Source organism: Lysobacter panacisoli, assembly GCF_009765165.1.
GTDB classification, from domain to species: Bacteria; Pseudomonadota; Gammaproteobacteria; order Xanthomonadales; family Xanthomonadaceae; genus Lysobacter_J; species Lysobacter_J panacisoli.
This window is the reverse complement of sequence record NZ_VLNU01000001.1, coordinates 2,102,202-2,120,571: the sequence shown is the minus strand read 5'-3', so window position 1 is coordinate 2,120,571 and position 18,370 is coordinate 2,102,202. Positions and strand designations below refer to the sequence as shown.

Annotated in this window: 16 protein-coding genes and 1 riboswitch; of the genes, 4 read left to right on the top strand and 12 right to left on the bottom strand. The window is 67.4% G+C overall.

The features are described from left to right. Window position 1: 1 nt before the first annotated feature. From napE to FOF45_RS09940, 6 genes are all read right to left on the bottom strand, one after another. Entirely contained in the window at window positions 2–163 is a 162-nt protein-coding gene (gene napE, locus FOF45_RS09965) for a periplasmic nitrate reductase, NapE protein (RefSeq protein ID WP_158984417.1), read from the bottom strand. 200 nt (window positions 164–363) lie between these two features. Continuing rightward, window positions 364–1,374 (bottom strand): class I fructose-bisphosphate aldolase, encoded by a 1,011-nt coding sequence (locus FOF45_RS09960; RefSeq protein ID WP_158984415.1) that lies wholly within the window; start codon window positions 1,372–1,374, stop codon window positions 364–366. Between the two features lie 138 nt (window positions 1,375–1,512). Next, window positions 1,513–2,022 carry a hypothetical protein gene (locus FOF45_RS09955; protein ID WP_158984413.1) on the bottom strand — a complete coding sequence of 170 codons (510 nt, stop codon included), beginning with the start codon at window positions 2,020–2,022 and terminating at the stop codon, window positions 1,513–1,515. A 72-nt stretch (window positions 2,023–2,094) separates the two neighbouring features. Next, window positions 2,095–3,558, bottom strand: a complete 1,464-nt coding sequence (pyk, locus tag FOF45_RS09950; protein ID WP_158984411.1) for a pyruvate kinase — start codon at window positions 3,556–3,558, stop codon at window positions 2,095–2,097. Window positions 3,559–3,754: 196 nt separating this feature from the next. Next, window positions 3,755–4,393 carry an HAD hydrolase-like protein gene (locus tag FOF45_RS09945; protein ID WP_158984409.1) on the bottom strand — a complete coding sequence of 213 codons (639 nt, stop codon included), beginning with the start codon at window positions 4,391–4,393 and terminating at the stop codon, window positions 3,755–3,757. Window positions 4,394–4,566: 173 nt separating this feature from the next. Next, the gene (locus FOF45_RS09940; RefSeq protein ID WP_158984407.1) at window positions 4,567–5,742 is read right to left on the bottom strand and encodes a phosphoglycerate kinase; all 1,176 of its coding nucleotides are present in this window, start codon (window positions 5,740–5,742) and stop codon (window positions 4,567–4,569) included. Window positions 5,743–5,930: 188 nt separating this feature from the next. Further along, a riboswitch (cobalamin riboswitch) is annotated at window positions 5,931–6,162 on the top strand. A 305-nt stretch (window positions 6,163–6,467) separates the two neighbouring features. Between FOF45_RS09940 and FOF45_RS09935 the strand changes: the two genes are divergently transcribed. Together FOF45_RS09935 and FOF45_RS09930 are read left to right on the top strand one after the other, a co-directional pair. After that, complete coding sequence (locus FOF45_RS09935) at window positions 6,468–8,831, top strand: ribonucleoside-diphosphate reductase subunit alpha (protein WP_233264216.1); 2,364 nt, start codon at window positions 6,468–6,470, stop codon at window positions 8,829–8,831. Between the two features lie 192 nt (window positions 8,832–9,023). After that, on the top strand, window positions 9,024–10,034 hold the full coding sequence (locus FOF45_RS09930; protein WP_158984403.1) for a ribonucleotide-diphosphate reductase subunit beta: 1,011 nt from the start codon (window positions 9,024–9,026) through the stop codon (window positions 10,032–10,034). A 42-nt stretch (window positions 10,035–10,076) separates the two neighbouring features. Here FOF45_RS09930 and FOF45_RS09925 read toward each other — a convergent pair whose 3' ends face one another. The 4 genes from FOF45_RS09925 to gap form a co-directional block, all read right to left on the bottom strand. Beyond that, window positions 10,077–11,414 (bottom strand): DUF3999 domain-containing protein, encoded by a 1,338-nt coding sequence (locus FOF45_RS09925; RefSeq protein WP_158984401.1) that lies wholly within the window; start codon window positions 11,412–11,414, stop codon window positions 10,077–10,079. After that, window positions 11,411–14,185: a DUF2339 domain-containing protein gene (locus FOF45_RS09920; protein ID WP_158984399.1), complete on the bottom strand. Its 2,775-nt coding sequence runs from the start codon at window positions 14,183–14,185 to the stop codon at window positions 11,411–11,413. Before FOF45_RS09920 ends, FOF45_RS09925 begins: the two co-directional genes overlap by 4 nt. Window positions 14,186–14,316: 131 nt before the next feature. Next, window positions 14,317–14,727: a group III truncated hemoglobin gene (locus FOF45_RS09915; RefSeq protein ID WP_158984397.1), complete on the bottom strand. Its 411-nt coding sequence runs from the start codon at window positions 14,725–14,727 to the stop codon at window positions 14,317–14,319. Between the two features lie 80 nt (window positions 14,728–14,807). Further along, window positions 14,808–15,812, bottom strand: a complete 1,005-nt coding sequence (gene gap / locus FOF45_RS09910) for a type I glyceraldehyde-3-phosphate dehydrogenase (RefSeq protein ID WP_158984395.1) — start codon at window positions 15,810–15,812, stop codon at window positions 14,808–14,810. 174 nt (window positions 15,813–15,986) lie between these two features. On the opposite strand from gap, the gene FOF45_RS09905 reads away from it, so the two are divergent. Both FOF45_RS09905 and FOF45_RS09900 read left to right on the top strand, forming a co-directional pair. Beyond that, a complete protein-coding gene (locus FOF45_RS09905) occupies window positions 15,987–16,610 on the top strand; it encodes an OmpW/AlkL family protein (RefSeq protein WP_158984393.1) in 624 nt (207 codons plus the stop codon). Between the two features lie 72 nt (window positions 16,611–16,682). Continuing rightward, entirely contained in the window at window positions 16,683–17,483 is an 801-nt protein-coding gene (locus tag FOF45_RS09900) for a S1/P1 nuclease (protein WP_158984391.1), read from the top strand. On the opposite strand, the gene FOF45_RS09895 is transcribed toward FOF45_RS09900, so the two are convergent. Beyond that, window positions 17,484–18,029 carry a protein tyrosine phosphatase family protein gene (locus tag FOF45_RS09895; RefSeq protein WP_158984389.1) on the bottom strand — a complete coding sequence of 182 codons (546 nt, stop codon included), beginning with the start codon at window positions 18,027–18,029 and terminating at the stop codon, window positions 17,484–17,486. It abuts the gene before it with no gap. After that, the gene (locus FOF45_RS09890) at window positions 18,026–18,313 is read right to left on the bottom strand and encodes an ArsR/SmtB family transcription factor (protein ID WP_158987417.1); all 288 of its coding nucleotides are present in this window, start codon (window positions 18,311–18,313) and stop codon (window positions 18,026–18,028) included. Before FOF45_RS09890 ends, FOF45_RS09895 begins: the two co-directional genes overlap by 4 nt. Window positions 18,314–18,370: the final 57 nt, after the last annotated feature.

Genomic DNA, 18,370 nt, shown 5'->3' with positions numbered 1-18,370 from the left:
CTCAGTGCCCCGTCGGCGGCCCGGCGAACATCTGCCAGATCCAGACCAGGAAACCGTATCCGGCCACGATCATCACGGTCAGCAGCGGGAACACCACTGCCGTCAACAACAGGAACGCGACGCGCTCCCGGCTTTTTGCGGACTGCTCGTGTGGCGATTCCATGGACTGCTCCATAGCTGCACGAGAAAACGCTTGCGGACCGATAGTACGCCGATGGTCGTGGCGACGCGACGTGAAGGCCATTCACCGGCATGCCGATGGTTTGCACGATCTGTCCGGATCGCGTGCATGGGAGGCCGGACACGCAAAAGAAAAGCCGGCGCGAGGCCGGCTTTTCTTCGTGACGCGAGGGAGCGGTTCGCTTACGCGGCCTGCTTCCACTGGCCCAGCGCGGCCAGGCCGTTGTCGCGGGCGCGCTCGTACACGGTCTGCTGGGCCTTGGCGAAGTTGTTCACCAGGTCCTGCGACCACAGCTTCAGCGCGGCGGCCTGCATGGCGCGGCCGTACGAGAACGACAGCGGCCACGGGTTCGGACCCATCTGGTTCATCGAGTTGAGGTGCGCGGTGGCGGCTTCGTCCGACTGACCACCCGACAGGAACACGATGCCCGGCAGCGTGGCCGGCACGGTGGACTTCAGGCACTGCAGGGTGGCGGCGGCGACTTCTTCGAAGTCGTGGGTGTCGCCGCTCGTGGTGCCCGGCACGACCATCGAGGCCTTCAGGATGGTGCCTTCCAGCAGCACGTTGTGCTCGTACAGCGAGGCGAACAGCGAACGCAGCGTGACCTCGGTGACCTCGTAGCAGGTTTCCATGTCGTGGCTGCCGTCCATGATCACTTCCGGCTCCACCATCGGCACCAGGCCCTGCTCCTGGCACAGCGCGGCGTAGCGGGCCAGCGCGTGGGTGTTGGCGTCGATGCAGGTGCCCGACGGGATGTCATCGCCGATGTTGATCACCGCGCGCCACTTGGCGAAACGCGCACCGAGCTTGTAGTACTCCTCCAGGCGCGCACGCAGGCCGTCCAGGCCCTCGGTCACCACCTCGCCCGGGAAACCGGCCAGGTTGTGCGTGCCCTTGTCGACCTTGATGCCCGGGATCATGCCGTTGTCGGCCATGTACTTGGCGAACGGCACGCCATCGCTGGTGGACTGGCGGATGGTCTCGTCGAACAGGATCGCACCGGAGATGTAGTCGCTCAGCTTCGGCGTGGTGAGCAGCAGCTCACGGTAACGACGGCGGTTCTCTTCGGTGTTCTCGATGCCGACGCCGGCGAAACGCTTGGCGCAGGTCGCGCCCGACTCGTCGATGGCGATGATGCCCTTGCCCGGGGCCACCATGGCCAAGGCGGTTTCGGCAAGCTGTTCGATGCTCATGGGTCGTCCTGCGGGAGCGGTGGGAAGCCCAGCATTATAGCCGCCTTGATCCGGCAGCGGCCGGTCAACGCGACCTGAAATCAAACACTTGCAGACCACGCACCCCGAATTTCAATACCACTTGGGATGTATGCGTTTTCAGGCCGTTGGTTCGGCCGGCGCCTGCTCGACGCCGTAGCGCATGCGGTGGATCCAGCGCGACAGGCCCTGACCGCGCAGGACCAGCAGCGCGCCGAGCCCGATTTCCAGCACCGTCGACGCAATGTTGGCAAAGGTGTCCGCGTCCATCGCGCCGTACTCGCGGTACATGCGTATCACCACGAACCATCGCACCGCCATGTAGAAAGCGGTGACCACGCCCCCGAAGAAAAACCAGGCGCCGATCGCCGACAACAGCAGACCCAACCAGGTCGCCGGATCCATGCTGCTTTCGAACGCCACCTCCTGTGGCCGCGTGAGGGCGAGCTTCGCCAGCTTGTCCGCGAACAGCCACAGCGCCGCGATGATCAGCACTTCCAGCCCGATGGAGGCAAGAAGCCAGCCCGGGCCAAACCCGGATGAAGGCGACTCACGCACCGCGATGAGCATGCCCGGGATGGAGAGGGCCACTTTGCCCAGCGACCACACCGCCACCGCACGGATGATCATGCACAGCAGGCTGTAGGCATTCGTCCTTGTCATGCACGCCTCCCCAGGCGTTCCATTTCGGATCGGGCGAGCTTACAGCTCGCCCAGCCCTTCCGCCGTTCCGCCCTCGCCGACCTGCAGCAGGCGCAGGGTGTTGGTCGCGCCGAGCTGCTCCATGTGGTCGCCGCTGGTGAACATCACGCGGTCGCCGGCGCTGAGCAGGTTCTGGTCGAACAGCGACTTCACCGCCTTGCGTGCGGCGTCGCGCGAGGTCAGGCCACGGCTGTCGAAATCGTGCGCCACCACGTCGCGCATGAGGCCCATGCGGCGACGCGCGCCGTCGTGGCGCGACAGCGCGTAGATCGGCACCTGCGAACGGAAACGCGAGAGGAAGCGCGCGGTGCCGCCGGACTCGGTCATGGCGATGATCGCGCGCACGCCGATGTGCTCGGACAGAAACATCGCAGCCATCGCGATGGCCTGGTCGGCGCGTTCGAGGTTGCGCGGCGCGGCCTCGAAATCGGTGTCGTGGTTGAACTGGCGTTCGGCGCCGAGGCAGATGCGCGCCATCGCTTCCACGGCCTTGACCGGATAGCGGCCGGCGGCGGATTCCTGCGACAGCATCACCGCGTCGGTACCGTCGATGACGGCGTTGGCGACGTCGAGCACTTCCGCGCGCGTCGGGATCGGGCTGTCCACCATCGACTGCAGCATCTGCGTGGCGGTGATGACGACCTTGTTGCGCTCCAGCGCCTCGCGGATGATCTTCTTCTGCAGGCCGGGAAGCTCGGCGTCGCCGATCTCCACGCCCAGGTCGCCGCGCGCGACCATCACCACGTCGCTGGCGTCGACGATCTCCGACAGGTTCTCGATCGCTTCGGCACGCTCGACCTTCGCCACGAGCGCGGCGTCGCTGCCGTTCTCGCGCGCGATGCGGCGCGCTTCGTTCATGTCGGCGGCATTGCGGCAGAACGACACGGCGATGAAGTCCGCGCCCAGTTCGGCCGCGACCTTGATCAGCTCCTTGTCGCGCTCGGTCAGCGCACCCAGCGACAGACCGCCGCCGAGCTTGTTTAGCCCCTTGCGGTCCGACAGCACGCCGTCGTTGAGCACGGTGGTGACGATGCGCTCGCCTTCGACCGCGCCCACGCGCAGTTGCAGCAGGCCGTCGTCGAGCAGCAGCACATCGCCGGGGCGCACGTCGTTGGGCAGGCCGAGGTAGCTCACGCCGACCTCGCGCAGGTTGCCCGGCGGTGCGTCGGTGCTGGCGACGAGATCGAAGCGGTCGCCGGTCTTGAGCAGCACGCGGCCTTCGGCGAAGCGCTCGATACGGATCTTCGGACCCGGCAGGTCGGCGAGGATGCCGACCTCCACGCCGACACGCTGCGCGGCCTCGCGCACTGCTTCGGCGCGCGCGATCTGCGAGGACGGATCGCCGTGGGAGAAGTTGAGCCGGACGACATCGACACCGGCGGTGAGGAGTGCATCCAGCACGCCCGGCGGATCGGTGGCCGGGCCGAGGGTGGCGAGGATCTTGGTGCGGCGTCTGGTCGTCATCGAGTGCATGTCCAAATAACCTCGCGACGCTAGCACAGCTCCCCATGTTTTCGGATTGAACGCTTCCGCAGCCCCGCCATACCGCGGCGCATCCGTCGAAGTGGTCTGAAAACCCCCGGCCGAAAGCAGACCACCAGCGCCGCAAGGCCGCGCACGCCGGGCGCAGCCGACCGGCCGCGCGCAAACGTGACGCGGGTCAGGCCGCGAGCAGCGCCGGCAGGTCGCGCGGCGAGGACGCCAGGTGCAGCGCGCCGGCCTGGCGCAGTTCGTCCTCGCCGCCGAAGCCCCACAGTACGCCGACGTTGCGCATGCCGTGGTGGCGCGCGCCTTCGATGTCCATGCGCCGGTCGCCGATCATCCAGCACGCATCGGGCGGGAGGTCGAAGCGTCGCAGCGCCTCGGCGATGAGCTGGTCCTTGTGGCTGATGCGTCCGTCGAGCGTGGCGCCGACGACGTCGAGGAAGACGTGTCCGAACGGCAGGTGGTCGACGATCTTGCGCGCATGCGGTTCGTTCTTCGCCGTGACGACCGCGAGGCGATGCCCGGCGGCATGCAGCGATTCGATGGTCTCGCCGATGCCGTCGTAGACCTCGTGCTCGGCCCAGCCGTGGCTCTCGAAGCGATCGCGGTAGTGCAGCACCGCTTCTTCGACGCGCGCTTCATCGTTGAGCAGCGGGCCGAAGCTGGTGCGCAGCGCGGGACCGATCCAGCGGCGCAGTTCGGATTCGGCCGGTACCGGCAGGCCCATCTTCACCAGCGCGTGTTCGACGCAGCGCGTGATGCCGACCGCCGAGTCGATCAGCGTTCCGTCCATGTCGAAGAAGAGCGTGGCCATTACGTGTCCGTTTCCTCACGAAGATTTTCCTTCTCCCCTCGCGGGAGAAGGTGCCCGAAGGGCGGAAGAGGGGAGCCGCTAAGCGGCGTGTTCGACAGCCTTACCCCTCTCCCTGGCCGCCTGCGGCGGCCTGTCCCTCTCCCTCAATGGGAGAGGGAAGAACATGGGGATCGTTACTTCGCGCGTGCCTTCAGCGCCGCCACGGCCGGCAGTTCCTTGCCTTCCAGGAATTCCAGGAACGCGCCGCCGCCGGTGGAGATGTAGGACACGTCGCGTTCGATGCCGTACTTGTCCACGGCCGCGAGCGTGTCGCCGCCGCCGGCGATGGAGAACGCCTTGCTCGCGGCGATGGCGCGCGCCAGCGTTTCCGTGCCCTTGCTGAACGCGTCGAACTCGAACACGCCGACCGGACCGTTCCACACCACCGTGCCGGCGGCCTTGATCAACTCGGCGTAGCGCGCGGCGGTCTGCGGGCCGATGTCGAGGATCATGTCGTCCGCGCCGACCGCGTCGACCGCCTTGACCGTCGCCGGCGCGTCGGCGGCGAAGGCCGGCGCGACCACGACGTCGGTCGGCACCGGGATGTCGGCGCCGCGCGCCTTCGCGTCGGCCATGATCTTCTTCGCGGTGTCGATCAGGTCGTTCTCGACCAGCGACTTGCCCACTCCGTGGCCCATCGCGGCGATGAAGGTATTGGCGATGCCGCCGCCGACGATCAGCTGGTCGACCTTGGACACCAGCGAGGCCAGCAGTTCCAGCTTGGTCGACACCTTGGAGCCGGCGACGATGGCGAGCAGCGGGCGCGCCGGGTTGTCGAGCGCCTTGGCGAGCGCGTCGAGTTCGGCCATCAACAGCGGGCCGCCGGCGGCGACCTTGGCGAAACGCAGCGCGCCGTGCGTGGACGCCTGCGCGCGGTGCGCGGTGCCGAAAGCGTCCATGACATACACGTCGCACAGCGCGGCGTACTTCTTCGACAGCGCTTCGTCGTCCTTGGCCTCGCCGACGTTCATGCGGCAGTTTTCGAGCAGCACCAGCTGGCCCGGCTTCACGTCCACGCCATCGACCCAGTCCTTCACCAGCGGCACGTCGATGCCGAGCAGCTCCGACAGGCGCTTGGCCACCGGCGCGAGCGAATCCTCCTGCGTCCAGGTGCCTTCCTTCGGACGGCCCAGGTGCGAGGTGACCATCACCGCCGCGCCCTTCTCCAGCGCCAGCTTCATCGTCGGCAGGGACGCGGTGATGCGCTGCTCGGAGGTGATGCGGCCGGAATCGATCGGCACGTTGAGATCTTCGCGGATCAACACGCGCTTGCCGGCGAGATCGAGGTCGGACATGCGGACGATGGACATGGGTGCTTCCTCTGCTGCCCTTCCGCGGGGAAGGGTCGGATGGGGGGTGATCGGGAGGTCGGCGGGCCGCACGTTTCGCGTCCGTCGGGCCGTGCATTGTCCCCCGCGAGTCACGCACGGGCAAATCGAACGACGTGCCGAATCTGCGGTTATCCACAAGATTTTGCGTTGACGGATCCGACAGCCCCCACTATGTTGTGGCCGTCGGTGCCGACCTACGGGTCGGATTAAAAGGGAAGCCGGTGCGGACGCGATGCAAAGGCATCGCCTCCAAGGCCGGCGCTGCCCCGCAGCGGTATGGGAAACGAAAGTGGCCTTGGCACTGGGCGTCACGCCTGGGAAGCGGCCACCGGTAGGCGACGCGGCACACGTGCGCGTCTGGTCCCGAGCCCGAAGACCTGCCGACAGCCGCGCGTTGCACACCGCGTGGTGACCGGCCAGGGAGTCTTCGGAGGGAAGACGGTCGGTGTCGCATCCGGTGACGGTTTCCGCCGTCGCCGCGCCGGTCCGTCTCGGGCTGCGCGACACCCCGTTTCCATGCTGATGGCCCCGCGCCCGCGTCGTCCTTCGAGGGAGAGGACGGCCAGACGTGCGCCCACGCACTGGAGTCCGCCATGAATGCCATCACCGAAGCGTCCGCCGTCGCGGCGCCCGCCGCCGCGTCGAACCGCGACGCCGAGCCGTCGCCGGGCTTCGCCCTGACCCCGCCCGCCGCCAACGTCACCATGACGGTGACCAAGCGCAGCGGCCGTCGCGAACCGGTCGACCTCAACAAGATCGTGCGCGCGGTGACGCGCAACGGCGAAGGCCTGTTCGCGGTCGATCCGATGCGCGTGGCCACGCGCACCATCTCCGGCCTCTACGACGGCGCAAGCACGCGCGAGCTGGACGAACTGTCGATCCGCACCGCCGCACTGCTCACCGCCGAGGAGCCCGAGTACGGCCGCCTCGCCGCGCGCCTGCTCGCCGGCGTGATCGAGAAGGAAGTCGCGGGGCTTGAGATCCATGCGTTCTCGCAGTCGGTGCAGCGCGGGCACGAACTGGGCCTCATCAACGACCGCCTGCTGACGTTCGTGCAGGCCAACGCGCGCAAGCTCAACGACGCGATCGATCCCTCGTTGAACCAGCGCTTCGACTACTTCGGCCTGCGCACGCTGTACGACCGCTACCTGCTGCGCCATCCGACCGCGCGCACGGTGATCGAGACGCCGCAGCAGTTCTTCCTGCGCATCGCCTGCGCGTTGAGCGAGGACGTCAACGAGGCGCTGGCGCTGTATCGGCGCATGGCGCAGCTGGACTACATCCCGTCCTCGCCGACGCTGTTCAACTCGGGCACCACGCACGAACAGCTGTCGAGCTGCTTCCTGCTCGACTCGCCAGAGGACTCGCTGGAAAGCATCTACAAGCGCTACATGGACGTGGCGAAGCTGAGCAAGTTCAGCGGCGGCATCGGCCTGTCGTACACGCGCATCCGTTCGCGCGGCTCGCTCATCCGTTCGACCAACGGCCTGTCCAACGGCATCGTGCCGTGGTTGAAGACGCTCGACGCCTCCGTCGCAGCGGTGAACCAGGGCGGCAAGCGCAAGGGCGCGGCCTGCGTGTACCTGGAACCGTGGCACGCGGACATGGAGGAATTCCTCGAGCTGCGCGACAACACCGGCGACGAAGCGCGCCGCACGCACAACCTCAACCTCGCCAACTGGATCCCGGACGAATTCATGCGCCGCGTCGAAGCCGACGGCGAGTGGTCGATGTTCGATCCGGCCAAGGTGCCGCAGCTGACCGACCTGTGGGGCGAAGCGTTCGACCGCGCCTACCACGCCGCGGAAGTCGCGGGCCTGGCGGTGAAGAAGGTCAAGGCGCGCGACCTGTACGCGCGGATGATGCGCACGCTGGCGCAAACCGGCAACGGCTGGATGAACTTCAAGGACAAGTCCAACCGCGCCTGCAACCAGACCCTGCGCGACGGCAACGTCGTACACCTGTCGAATCTGTGCACGGAGATCCTCGAAGTCACCTCGCAGGACGAAACGGCAGTGTGCAACCTCGGTTCGATCAACCTGTCGCACCACGTCGAGCTCTTCGACGACGGTCCGCTGCACGGCGAGGCTGGCCGTTTCGACTTCGACAAGCTGGCCGAGACCGTGCGCTTGGCCGTACGCCAGCTCGACCGCGTGATCGACCTGAACTACTACCCGATCGAAACCGCGCGCCGCGCGAACCTGAAATGGCGTCCGGTCGGCCTCGGTGTGATGGGCCTGCAGGACGTGTTCTTCAAGCTGCGCCTTCCGTTCGATTCAGATGCCGCGCGCGCACTGTCGAAGAAGATCGCCGAGGCGATCTACTTCCACGCGCTGTCGGCGTCCAACGAACTGGCGATGGAGCGCGGCCGCCATCCGGGCTTCGAGGACACGCGCGCGGCGCAGGGCGAGCTGCAGTTCGAAGCCTGGGGTGTGACGCCGGAGGACGACGATCGCTGGAATGCGCTGCGTGCGCGCATCGCCGAGAACGGCCTGCGTAATTCGCTGCTGATCGCGATCGCGCCGACCGCGACGATTGCGTCCATCGCCGGCTGCTACGAATGCATCGAGCCGCAGGTGTCGAACCTGTTCAAGCGCGAGACGTTGTCGGGCGACTTCCTCGTGGTCAACCGTTACCTCGTCGAAGAGCTGAAGGCGCTCGGACTGTGGACGCCGGAACTGCGCGACCGCATCAAGATGACCGAGGGTTCGATCCAGGGCATCGATGCGATCCCCGAATCGCTGCGCGCGGTCTATCGCACGGCGTGGGAGCTGCCGATGCGTTCGCTGATCGACATGGCCGCCGAGCGCGGCGCGTTCATCGACCAGAGCCAGTCGCTGAACCTCTTCATCGAAAGCCCGAACATCGGCCAGCTGTCGTCGATGTACATGTACGCGTGGAAGAAGGGGCTGAAGACGACCTACTACCTGCGCTCGCGCCCGGCGACGAAGATCGCCAAGGCGACGGTCAGCGGTACCGCTGCGCAAACGCCGAAACCCGAGTACACGCCGGTCGAAGCCGTGGCGTGCTCGCTGGAGAATCCCGAGGCGTGCGAGGCCTGCCAGTGATTTCTTCCCTCTCCCCTTGCGGGAGAGGGACAGGCGCCGAAGGCGCCAGGGAGAGGGGACGCGAGGCATCCCTCCCCTAGAACGCCGAGCGATCCCTCCCCTGGCGCCCTTCTCCCGCGCTGCGCGCGCCCTCTCCCGGCGCTGCGCGCCACCCTCTCCCACAAGGGGAGAGGGTCACTCCAAGGATCCGTAATGACACAGTCCCACCTGCTCGACCCCGGCTTCGACCTCACGCTGCGGCCGATGCGTTATCCGCAGTTCTACGAGATGTACCGCGATGCGATCCGCAACACGTGGACGGTCGAGGAAGTCGATTTCTCGCTCGACGTCAACGATCTGAAGCACAAGCTCGGCCCGGCCGAGCGCCACCTGATCGAACGCCTCGTCGCGTTCTTCGCCACCGGCGATTCCATCGTCGCGAACAACCTGGTGCTGAACCTCTACCAGCACATCAACGCGCCGGAAGCGCGCATGTACCTGTCGCGCCAGCTGTATGAGGAAGCGCTGCACGTGCAGTTCTACCTCACCCTGCTCGACACCTACCTGCCCGATCCGGTCGCGCGCGCGAAGGCGTTCGATGCGGTGGAGAACATTCCGTCGATTCGCGCCAAGGCCGAGTTCTGCTTCAAGTGGATCGACTCGATCCAGGGCCTGTCGCGCATCGAGACCACCGCGCAGCGTCGCCAGTTCCTGCTCAACCTGATCTGCTTCGCCTGCTGCATCGAAGGCCTGTTCTTCTTCGCCGCGTTCGCCTACGTGTACTACCTGCGCTCGCGCGGACTGCTGCATGGACTGGCGTCGGGCACGAACTGGGTGTTCCGCGACGAAAGCTGCCACATGGCGTTTGCGTTCGAAGTGATCCGCACCGCGCGCAGCGAGGAGCCGGAGCTGTTCGACGACGAGCTTAAGGCGCAGGTCGTGCGCATGCTTGAAGAGGCGGTCGAATGCGAGATGCAGTTCGCGCAGGACGTGCTGTCCGGCGGCGTCGCCGGCCTGTCGCCGAAGGACATGCGCCAGTACCTGCAGTACTGCGCTGACCAGCGACTGGTGCAGCTGGGAATGCCGCGCCATTTCGGCGCAAGCAATCCGTTCGCGTTCATGGATCTGCAGGACGTGCAGGAAGTGACCAACTTCTTCGAACGCCGCGTGTCGGCGTACCAGGTCGGCGTCGAAGGCGAAGTGGCATTCGACGCGGCGTTCTGATCCTGCGCGCATGGCGTGCCGTCAGCGGCACGCCATGCAACGTCACGAGCGACGCAGCAGACTGACCGCGAAGCCGCCCACCAGCACCGCGCCCGCCACAAGCAGGCCCCACAGCAGCCAGGTCTTCCAGTCGCGCGGCCTGGGCGCAGGTGCGAGTGCCTCGTCGCCGCCCAGCACGGTCGATGCGTGCAACGTCGCGCGTGCCGGCTGCCATTGCATGCCGCGCTTGGCGCGCATCGCATCGATCATCCCGCCCAGCGGCGCTTCGGCGCGATGCGCGCGTGCGCTGCCGGCGACGAGGGCGAATGGTTCCGCTCCCTGCGCGACGAAGACCAGCGCTTCCGGGCGATACCCCAGGCGCAGCTGCGGCACGTCGGTGACACCCGCACCGCCGCGCGGTGTCAGCCGCCACAGACGGTCGCGATGCACACCGGACAGCGATTGCGGTGGCGATGCTTCGCTCTGCCCGGACTGTTCGAGGCGATACGCCATCCACGGCGGCGCGACGTCGCGCCACGGCGCACTCGCGTCCTCGCGCGCCTGCAGCCGCCATTCGCCGCTGCTGTTGCCCGGCAGTGAGATGTCGGCCAGCACGACGGGGAAACGACCGTCGAGCTGGAATTCGTAATGCACCGACTTGTCGGCGGCCTCGACGCGCGTTCCCTGCAGCGTGCGCCATTGCCAGTCCAAGGCGACCGCAGGCGCGTCGAGTTCGGCCGTAACCGCATTTACCTGCAGCGGACGCGCGCGCGGATCCAGCGGCATCACGCGCAGATAGCGGGCTTTCGCCGGCGAGAGTTCGATGCGGTCGCGCAGCACACGCCGGCCCGCATTCTCCAGTTCGACCAGATGCGCGTCGTCGGCGACGGTGCGCCAGTCGCGCAGATCGTCGGATGCGCTCACACGCACGGCGAGGTCGAACGGCGCCTGTCCTGCCGTCCATTGCACGCGAAGTGCATGGATCGGCGCATCGAGCTGGCTCGCGTCGAGCAGGAATCCGCCGGCCGCGCCATCGCTCGTAGCCGTGCGCCATTCGACGCGACGCAGGCTGCCATCGGTGGCGATCTCGCTGATCGAGGCGATGTCGCTCGATTCGCGACCTGCAGGCAGCGGAAACCACGGGAGCTCGACCGCACGGGCACGCGGTGCTTCCGGCACGACTGGATCGATCAGCGCGGTCGGCACGGGTCGCCCCTGCGCGTCGAGCACGTCGAGGTCGGCCAGCGTGGGCGACTGCAACTGCCGATAGACCGTTTCGTCCAGCACGACGCGATACGCGCCCGCATCCGGCGTTTCCAGCTGCAACGGCCACTGGCGCGCGTAGTCGCTGCCCGCGTTCGCGGCGAGCGGAACCATCAGGAGCCACAGGAGCTTCTTCATGCAGGTTCGCCCTCGGCGGATTCCGATTCCTCGCGGCGCGGCGGCACCGGCGCGATGTAACCCACGACCGTGCACAGCAACCCGTAGGCGATGAACGACGCGATGCCGAGCACGTTGCCGAGATTGCTGCGATCCACCAGCAGCAGCTTGGCCAGCACCACGCCCATCAGCACCGCGCCGGCAAGCCACAGACCGCGCTGGCCGCGCCGCGAGCCGATCACCCAGCCGAGCACGCCGAGCACGCTCCACGTCACGCTGAGGCTGGTCTGCGCGAGGCTGGTCGACAGCAGGCCATCGCTCCACGCGATGCTGCCCCAGTGATGCACGGTGCGAAGCACGCTCGCGGTCACGAGCAGGAAGCCTGCCAGCGACAGCCCCAGCGGACGCACGCGGCGCAGCGTTTCTGGCGCGTCGTCGGACCACAGCCAGCATGCGACCAGCACCAGGATCGCGAGCTGCGCCAGTTCGAGCGGATTGAGCAGCGGAATCCACGGCAGCGGCGCACCGCTGTCGGCCATGAACAGCGCGAACACCCACGCCAGCGACAGCACCGCGAAGCAGGTCGCCTGCAAGGCGCCGCGATACGCATCGAACTGTTCGCCCAGCGGCGTGCACAGCCACGGCCAGCGGAACAGGCTCAGCGCCGCGAGCATGCACCACGGGAACACGAGGCCGAGGACGCGCCAGCCACCGGCGAGTCCATAACGTGCGCTCAGCCAGTCGAACATCAGCGACAGCACCAGCGGCCACACCAGCAGCCACACGAACTGCGCCCATGATGCGAGCGGATGCTCACTGCGACGCAGGCATACCAGCGTGCGCACGCCCAGCACCGCATACACCAGCCACGCCCACGCACCGTAACCGCCGAAGGGATGCTCGTGCACGCTGTCCTGCATCAGTGCGGCCGGCGCGGCCGCGGCCAGCGCGGCCAGTGCGGTCGCGATCAGCGCGGTGGCCGCGCGGCGACGCTGCACTTCCGCGGCTAGCCAGCCGGTGACCGCGGCGAAGACGAAGAGCACATCGACGCGGTGCTCATGGGGCACGAACCGGCCCACTTCGTTCACGGCCAGCCCGATCCACCATGCCAACCCCCACAGGTAGTACGGGAACGCGAGCGCACTCCCATCCTCGTCCCGGCGGCGGTAGTTCCAGGCACTGGCGAAACCGGCGAGCGCGATCAGCAGCGCGCTCATGAACACTGGATTGGCGATGGGCGCATCGCCCGCTGCCGTATCGCCGGAAGCGAACGCGAGCGCCGCGAGCAGTTGCAGCAGCGCGCCGCCCAGCTGCGGGAGCATGCGCTGCTGGCGCAGGCCGAGCCACACCAGCGCCGCGCCCTCGAGTGCGAACACGCTCGCCGTCGCTCGAGCCGACAAGGCCAGCGGCACCGCCAGCGTGGCGAATCCGAACGCGAGCAGCGCGTACATCGGCATCAGTGCGGCGTAGCCTTCGCGACGTCGCAACCACCACGCCAGCACGGCGTAGATCGCGGCGAGGCCGAGCGCGTTGAAGGCCAGTGGCAGGCGTTCGCCCTGCAACAGTCCCGCCTGCAGCGCGAATGCGACCAGCGGCATGCCGAACACCAGGCAACCTTCGACCAGACCGCGCCGGCTCTCCGGCTGATGACGCGCATGCAGCAACGGGATCACCAGATACAGCGCGAAGAACAGCAGCAGGAACGGTTCGGTGCTGGCGAACTTCTCCGGCGTGTAGTCGTAAGCGCCCCACAGCGCACCGATGCCGAAGGTGAAGACGAAGCCAAGGACGCTCAGCACGCGCCACGACTTCCACCAGGCCACGCCGAGGATCGCCAAGTTGAGCGCGGCGTAGTACGAGAACAGCGCGACGTGGTTGCCGCTGCCGGTCGACAGCCATATCGGCGCGAGGAAGCCGGCGAGCAACGCAAAGATCGCGAGCGCCTTCGCGTTCTGCAGGACCGCCAGCGCGCCCGCGCCGGCGATCAGCACGAGGCTCAACGCGAACGCTGGCCCCGCCTGCAGCAACCCGTAAAGCTTGAATGCGGCGAACACCGTCAGCAGCAGGATGCCGATGGCGCCGCCCTGCAGGCTCAGCGCGAAGCTGCGATGGCTCTCGCGCTTGCGCCACGCGAACACCAGCGCGGCCAGCGCGGCAGCCGCGATGCCGGCCAGGCGCAGTTCGATCGGCATGCGCATCCAGCCCTGGTCGCTCGCGTACTTCAGCAGCGAGGCGACACCTGCGAACAGCACGAGGATGCCGATCTTGACCGGCACGTTGCCGGTCATGAACCAGTGCTTCACCGCGCGCACTGCGACGGTGACCGGATCGGGTCGCGCGGGCTCGTCGCGCGGCCTGCGCGGGCGCGGTGCTTCGGCGCGCGGAATGTCGGTGCGAGGCGCGGGCGTTTCGAACGGAAGCGGCGGCGGAACATCCCGCGCGGGTGGCGCGGTCGGCTGCACCGCTTCCGGCGCAGGCGGCTCCGCGACGGGCGGCTCGGGCGCGCGACGCTGCGCGGGCGGTTCGCGCAGGGGCGTCGTCGCTTCGGCGCGCCCCGGGGACACCAGACGCCACAGCGCTTCGACCTGGCGTTCGAGATCGGCGGCCCGGGCCTTCAGGCCGGCCAGCGCACCTTCATCGCCACGTGCGACGGGCGCGTTGCGAAGCTCGTGGAGCTGGCGCTCGACATCGTCGAGCCTCGTCTTCACTCCACCGAGCGAGACCAGCGCGACGATCAGAAGAACGGGTACGGCGAGTACGGCAAGTCCAAGCAGGACCAGCAAGCCTTCCATCCGGTGCCCCCGGGCCGGGGTTTCCGCCGGTCGGCGGTATGGCCATCCCCCAGCCCATCTGGACCGCAGCCTCCGGGAAAGGCCGGCTCAATGCAATACGCGGCGCACCGGAAAAAATCCGGCGCCGACGGTCACGCCATCGGCAGTCCGAGCGGCCGCGCACCCGCCTTGTCCATCAGGCCCAGGCCGTAACGCAGGCTGTAGCCGATCTTCTCCGCATAGCCGCACACGCGATCCACGTGTTCGACCGGCAGTACTTCCGCGGCGGTTGCGCGCCACAGCGACAGCCAGCGATCGAAGTGTTCGACCCGGATCGGATGCGGGCGATGCGCCGACATCGGATTGCCACGATAACTGCGCGTGCCGAGCGCGACCGACGACCAGAACGCGGTGAGCATCCGCTGGTGCTCGGGCCAGTCGTCGATGGCGGCGTTGAAGACGGGACCGAGTTCGGGATCGGCGCGGACCTTCTCGTAGAAGCGATCGACCAGCGTCGCCAGGTGCTGCTCGGTGAGTCCGTCGGATTCGCGCGTGTCGTTCATGCCGTGCAATTGGGGTTCCGTGGCGCAAAAAACAAGGGCCGGCAATGCCGGCCCTTGTCGATACACAAACGCGTCGCGCCTTACTTGGCGGCGACGACCTTGACCATCTCGAGGCACTTGTTGGAGTAGCCCCACTCGTTGTCGTACCAGCTGACCAGCTTGACGAAAGTGCCGTCGAGCGCGATGCCGGCTTCGGCGTCGAAGATCGACGTGCGCACGTCGCCGCGGAAATCGGTCGCGACGACCTTGTCTTCGGTGTAGCCGAGGATGCCCTTCAGCGCGCCTTCCGACTGCGCCTTCATCTCCGCGCAGATCTCGGCGTAGGTGGCGGACTTCTCCAGCTCGACGGTCAGGTCGACCACCGACACGTCGGAGGTCGGCACGCGGAACGCCATGCCGGTGAGCTTCTTGTTGAGTTCCGGGATCACCACGCCGACGGCCTTCGCCGCACCGGTGCTGGACGGAATGATGTTCTCGAGGATGCCGCGGCCGCCGCGCCAGTCCTTGTTGGACGGACCATCGACGGTCTTCTGCGTCGCGGTGGCTGCGTGCACGGTGGTCATCAGGCCGCGCTTGATGCCCCACTTGTCGTTCAGGACCTTGGCGAGCGGCGCCAGGCAGTTGGTGGTGCACGACGCGTTGGAGACGATCGCCTCGCCGTTGTACTTGGCGTGGTTCACGCCGTAGACGAACATCGGCGTGTCGTCCTTCGACGGCGCCGACAGCACGACCTTCTTCGCGCCCGCATCGAGGTGCTTCTGCGCGGTGGTCTTGTCGAGGAACAGGCCGGTGGATTCGATGACGACGTCGGCGCCGACTTCGTCCCACTTCAGGTTGGCCGGATCGCGTTCCTGGGTCAGGCGGATCTTCTTGCCGTTGACGATCAACGTGTTGCCTTCGACCTTCACGTCGCCCTTGAAGCGACCGTGCACGGAGTCGTAGCTCAGCATGTAGGCCAGGTAATCCGGCTCCAGCAGGTCGTTGATGGCGACGATTTCGATCTCGCCAGCGAAGTTCTGCACGGCCGAGCGCAGCACGTTGCGCCCGATGCGGCCAAAGCCGTTGATACCAACCTTGATGGTCATGACTTGCAAGCTCCTGCGGCCGCGCCCGGCGCGGCGGGGGGTGGACGGGAGCGCATATTCTAGCAGTGCGCAGCGTGGCGGGCCTGTTCTTCGGCCAAGGCTGAATTGATCATGATCAAGGCGACCGCAGATACAGGTGCCGACACTGGAGCCATCCCAAACGAGGCTCCCTCCATGCAAAAGACCCTGCTCACCTGCGCCCTGGCCCTGGCCCTTGGCGCCGCCGCCACGCCCGTGTTCGCCCAGTCCGCCGGCGACTGGACCCTCGGCGTCGGCGTCCACGCCGTCGATCCGAAGTCCGACAACGGCAGCCTGCTCGGCGGCACGGCCAAGGTTGATGTCGACACCGACGTGAAGCCGACCCTGACGTTCGAGTACTTCGTGCGCGACAACCTGGGCGTCGAAGTCATCGCCGCATGGCCGTTCGAGCACGACATCTCGATCCACGGCCTGGGCAAGGTGGGCAGCACCAAGCAGCTGCCGCCGACCGTGTCGCTGCAGTATCACTTCAACAGCAAGGGCAAGGTCTCGCCGTTCCTCGGCGCCGGCGTGAACTACACGGCCTTCTTCAGCGAAGACGCCAGCGGCGCGCTCGAGGGCGCGAACCTCAAGCTCGACAACTCGTGGGGCCTGGCCGCGCACGCAGGCATCGATTTCGCCGTCGGCGAGAAGAGCGCGATCCGCGTCGATGCCCGCTGGATCGACATCGACACCGACGTGAAGCTGAACGGTGCGGACATCGGCACGGTCAACATCGACCCGATAGTGTACGGCGCCGCCTACGTCATGAAGTTCTGATCCACGCCACCTGTCGCGAAAGCGCAGGCCCGGCAATCATGGGGACGGGTCGTGTCGGCTAAAGTGGCCGGCATGACCCGTCTCCTTTGCATTGTTCTGATCCTCACCCTCGCCGTTCCGGGCGACGCCTTTGCATGGGGCCGCCTCGGCCACCGCCTCGTCGCCGCGCTCGCGTGGGACGACCTCACGCCGCAGGCACGCGCGCAGATCGCGAAGCTGCTGGAAGGCGAAGCCGATCCCACGCTGCCGGGCATCGCCAGCTGGGCCGACGAACTGCGCGACAAGGATCCGCAGCTCGGCAAGAAGACCAGCAAGTGGCATTACGTGAACATCGCCGAGGACGGCTGCGAGTACGAGCAGGCGAAGCACTGCGCCAACGGCGACTGCGTGGTCGAGGCGATCCGCGCGCAGACCGCGATCCTCGCCGACACGACGCGCACGAAGGCCGAACGCCTGCAGGCGCTGAAGTTCGTCGTGCATTTCGTCGGCGACGTGCACCAGCCGCTGCACGCGGGTTACGCGCGCGACAAGGGCGGCAACGACGTGCAGGTGAACTTCGACGGTCGCGGCAGCAACCTGCATTCGCTGTGGGACAGCGGCATGCTCAACGCCGCCAACCTCGACGAAGCGAACTGGTTGCAGCGTCTGCGCGCCATGCCGTTGGCAGTGGCGATGGCACGCGATCCGCTACCGCCGGCATCGGTGGAATGGGCCGAGGATTCGTGCCGTATCGCGACGCGTCCCGGCCTGTATCCGGCGGGCGCGAAGATCGGCGACGACTATGTGCAGTCCTGGCGCCCCGTCGCCGAAGTGCAGCTGCGCCGCGGCGGCGCTCAGCTGGCGGCGACGCTCAACGCCGCACTGGCGCGCTGATCACGGCGCGGGCGGCAATCCCAGCAGTTCGCGCACGCGCGGTTCGGCGCCGGTGAGACCGGCGTCCTTGCCGAATTCCAGCGCCGCCTGCGCATCGGCGCCCTCCTGTGCTGCGCCGAGCGCAAGCAATGCACCGACGCGATTGCCAGACGCGCAATGCACGAGCACGCGACCGCTCGCCTTCGCGATCGCATCCGACAGCGCGCGTGCGTTCGCAGGCGTGATTTCGCCCGCGCCGGCCACGGGAATCGACACGTAGGCCATGCCTGCCGCGGCGACTTCCGCCGCTTCGTCGCGTCCGCCCAGTTCCGCATCGGGACGAAGATTGATGACGGTGGTGACACCCTGGGTCGCGAGCACCTGCCACGCGGATGCATCGGGCTGGCCGCCGGTCAGCAGGTTCGCGCGCGGTTCGCGCAGGTTCGGGATGGCGTCGTGCATGGTCGTGGCGGGCATCGAAGATGTCGGCGGCGAAGCCGTCGAGAACGAAGGCAGGAAGGCGAGCGCGACGACAGTCGTGCAAGCGAGGAAAGCGTGGCGGTTCATGCGTCGTCTCCGCAGTAGATCGAATGCAGCGTGGCCATGACCTGCTGCGCGGGTCCGGGCACCAGCGAATAGAACACCTGCTGTGCCTCGCGCCGGGCCTGCACGAGACCGGCTTCACGCAGCACCGCCAGATGCTGCGAGAGCGCGGATTGCGAAAGTTCCACGCGCGACAGCAGCGCGCTTACGCCCTGCTCGCCGTCCACCAGATGGCACAGCAACAGCAGACGCTGTTCGTTGGCGAGCGTGCGCAGCAGCGTCGCGGCCTCGCCCGCGTGCGCCTGCATGCGCGCCAGGTCGGCGTTCGGCGGCGAACTGGATTTGAGCGGGCGGCTGGAACGGGG

Excerpts from the sequence above, each read along its gene's own strand:
- napE (WP_158984417.1), bottom strand. The coding sequence starts at position 163 with ATGGAATCGCCACACGAGCAGTCCGCAAAAAGCCGGGAGCGCGTCGCG.
- FOF45_RS09960 (WP_158984415.1), bottom strand. The coding sequence starts at position 1,374 with ATGAGCATCGAACAGCTTGCCGAAACCGCCTTGGCCATGGTGGCCCCG.
- FOF45_RS09955 (WP_158984413.1), bottom strand. The coding sequence starts at position 2,022 with ATGATCATCCGTGCGGTGGCGGTGTGGTCGCTGGGCAAAGTGGCCCTC.
- pyk (WP_158984411.1), bottom strand. The coding sequence starts at position 3,558 with ATGACGACCAGACGCCGCACCAAGATCCTCGCCACCCTCGGCCCGGCC.
- FOF45_RS09945 (WP_158984409.1), bottom strand. The coding sequence starts at position 4,393 with ATGGCCACGCTCTTCTTCGACATGGACGGAACGCTGATCGACTCGGCG.
- FOF45_RS09940 (WP_158984407.1), bottom strand. The coding sequence starts at position 5,742 with ATGTCCATCGTCCGCATGTCCGACCTCGATCTCGCCGGCAAGCGCGTG.
- FOF45_RS09935 (WP_233264216.1), top strand. The coding sequence starts at position 6,468 with ATGACGGTGACCAAGCGCAGCGGCCGTCGCGAACCGGTCGACCTCAAC.
- FOF45_RS09930 (WP_158984403.1), top strand. The coding sequence starts at position 9,024 with ATGACACAGTCCCACCTGCTCGACCCCGGCTTCGACCTCACGCTGCGG.
- FOF45_RS09925 (WP_158984401.1), bottom strand. The coding sequence starts at position 11,414 with ATGAAGAAGCTCCTGTGGCTCCTGATGGTTCCGCTCGCCGCGAACGCG.
- FOF45_RS09920 (WP_158984399.1), bottom strand. The coding sequence starts at position 14,185 with ATGGAAGGCTTGCTGGTCCTGCTTGGACTTGCCGTACTCGCCGTACCC.
- FOF45_RS09915 (WP_158984397.1), bottom strand. The coding sequence starts at position 14,727 with ATGAACGACACGCGCGAATCCGACGGACTCACCGAGCAGCACCTGGCG.
- gap (WP_158984395.1), bottom strand. The coding sequence starts at position 15,812 with ATGACCATCAAGGTTGGTATCAACGGCTTTGGCCGCATCGGGCGCAAC.
- FOF45_RS09905 (WP_158984393.1), top strand. The coding sequence starts at position 15,987 with ATGCAAAAGACCCTGCTCACCTGCGCCCTGGCCCTGGCCCTTGGCGCC.
- FOF45_RS09900 (WP_158984391.1), top strand. The coding sequence starts at position 16,683 with ATGACCCGTCTCCTTTGCATTGTTCTGATCCTCACCCTCGCCGTTCCG.
- FOF45_RS09895 (WP_158984389.1), bottom strand. The coding sequence starts at position 18,029 with ATGAACCGCCACGCTTTCCTCGCTTGCACGACTGTCGTCGCGCTCGCC.
- FOF45_RS09890 (WP_158987417.1), bottom strand. The coding sequence starts at position 18,313 with ATGCAGGCGCACGCGGGCGAGGCCGCGACGCTGCTGCGCACGCTCGCC.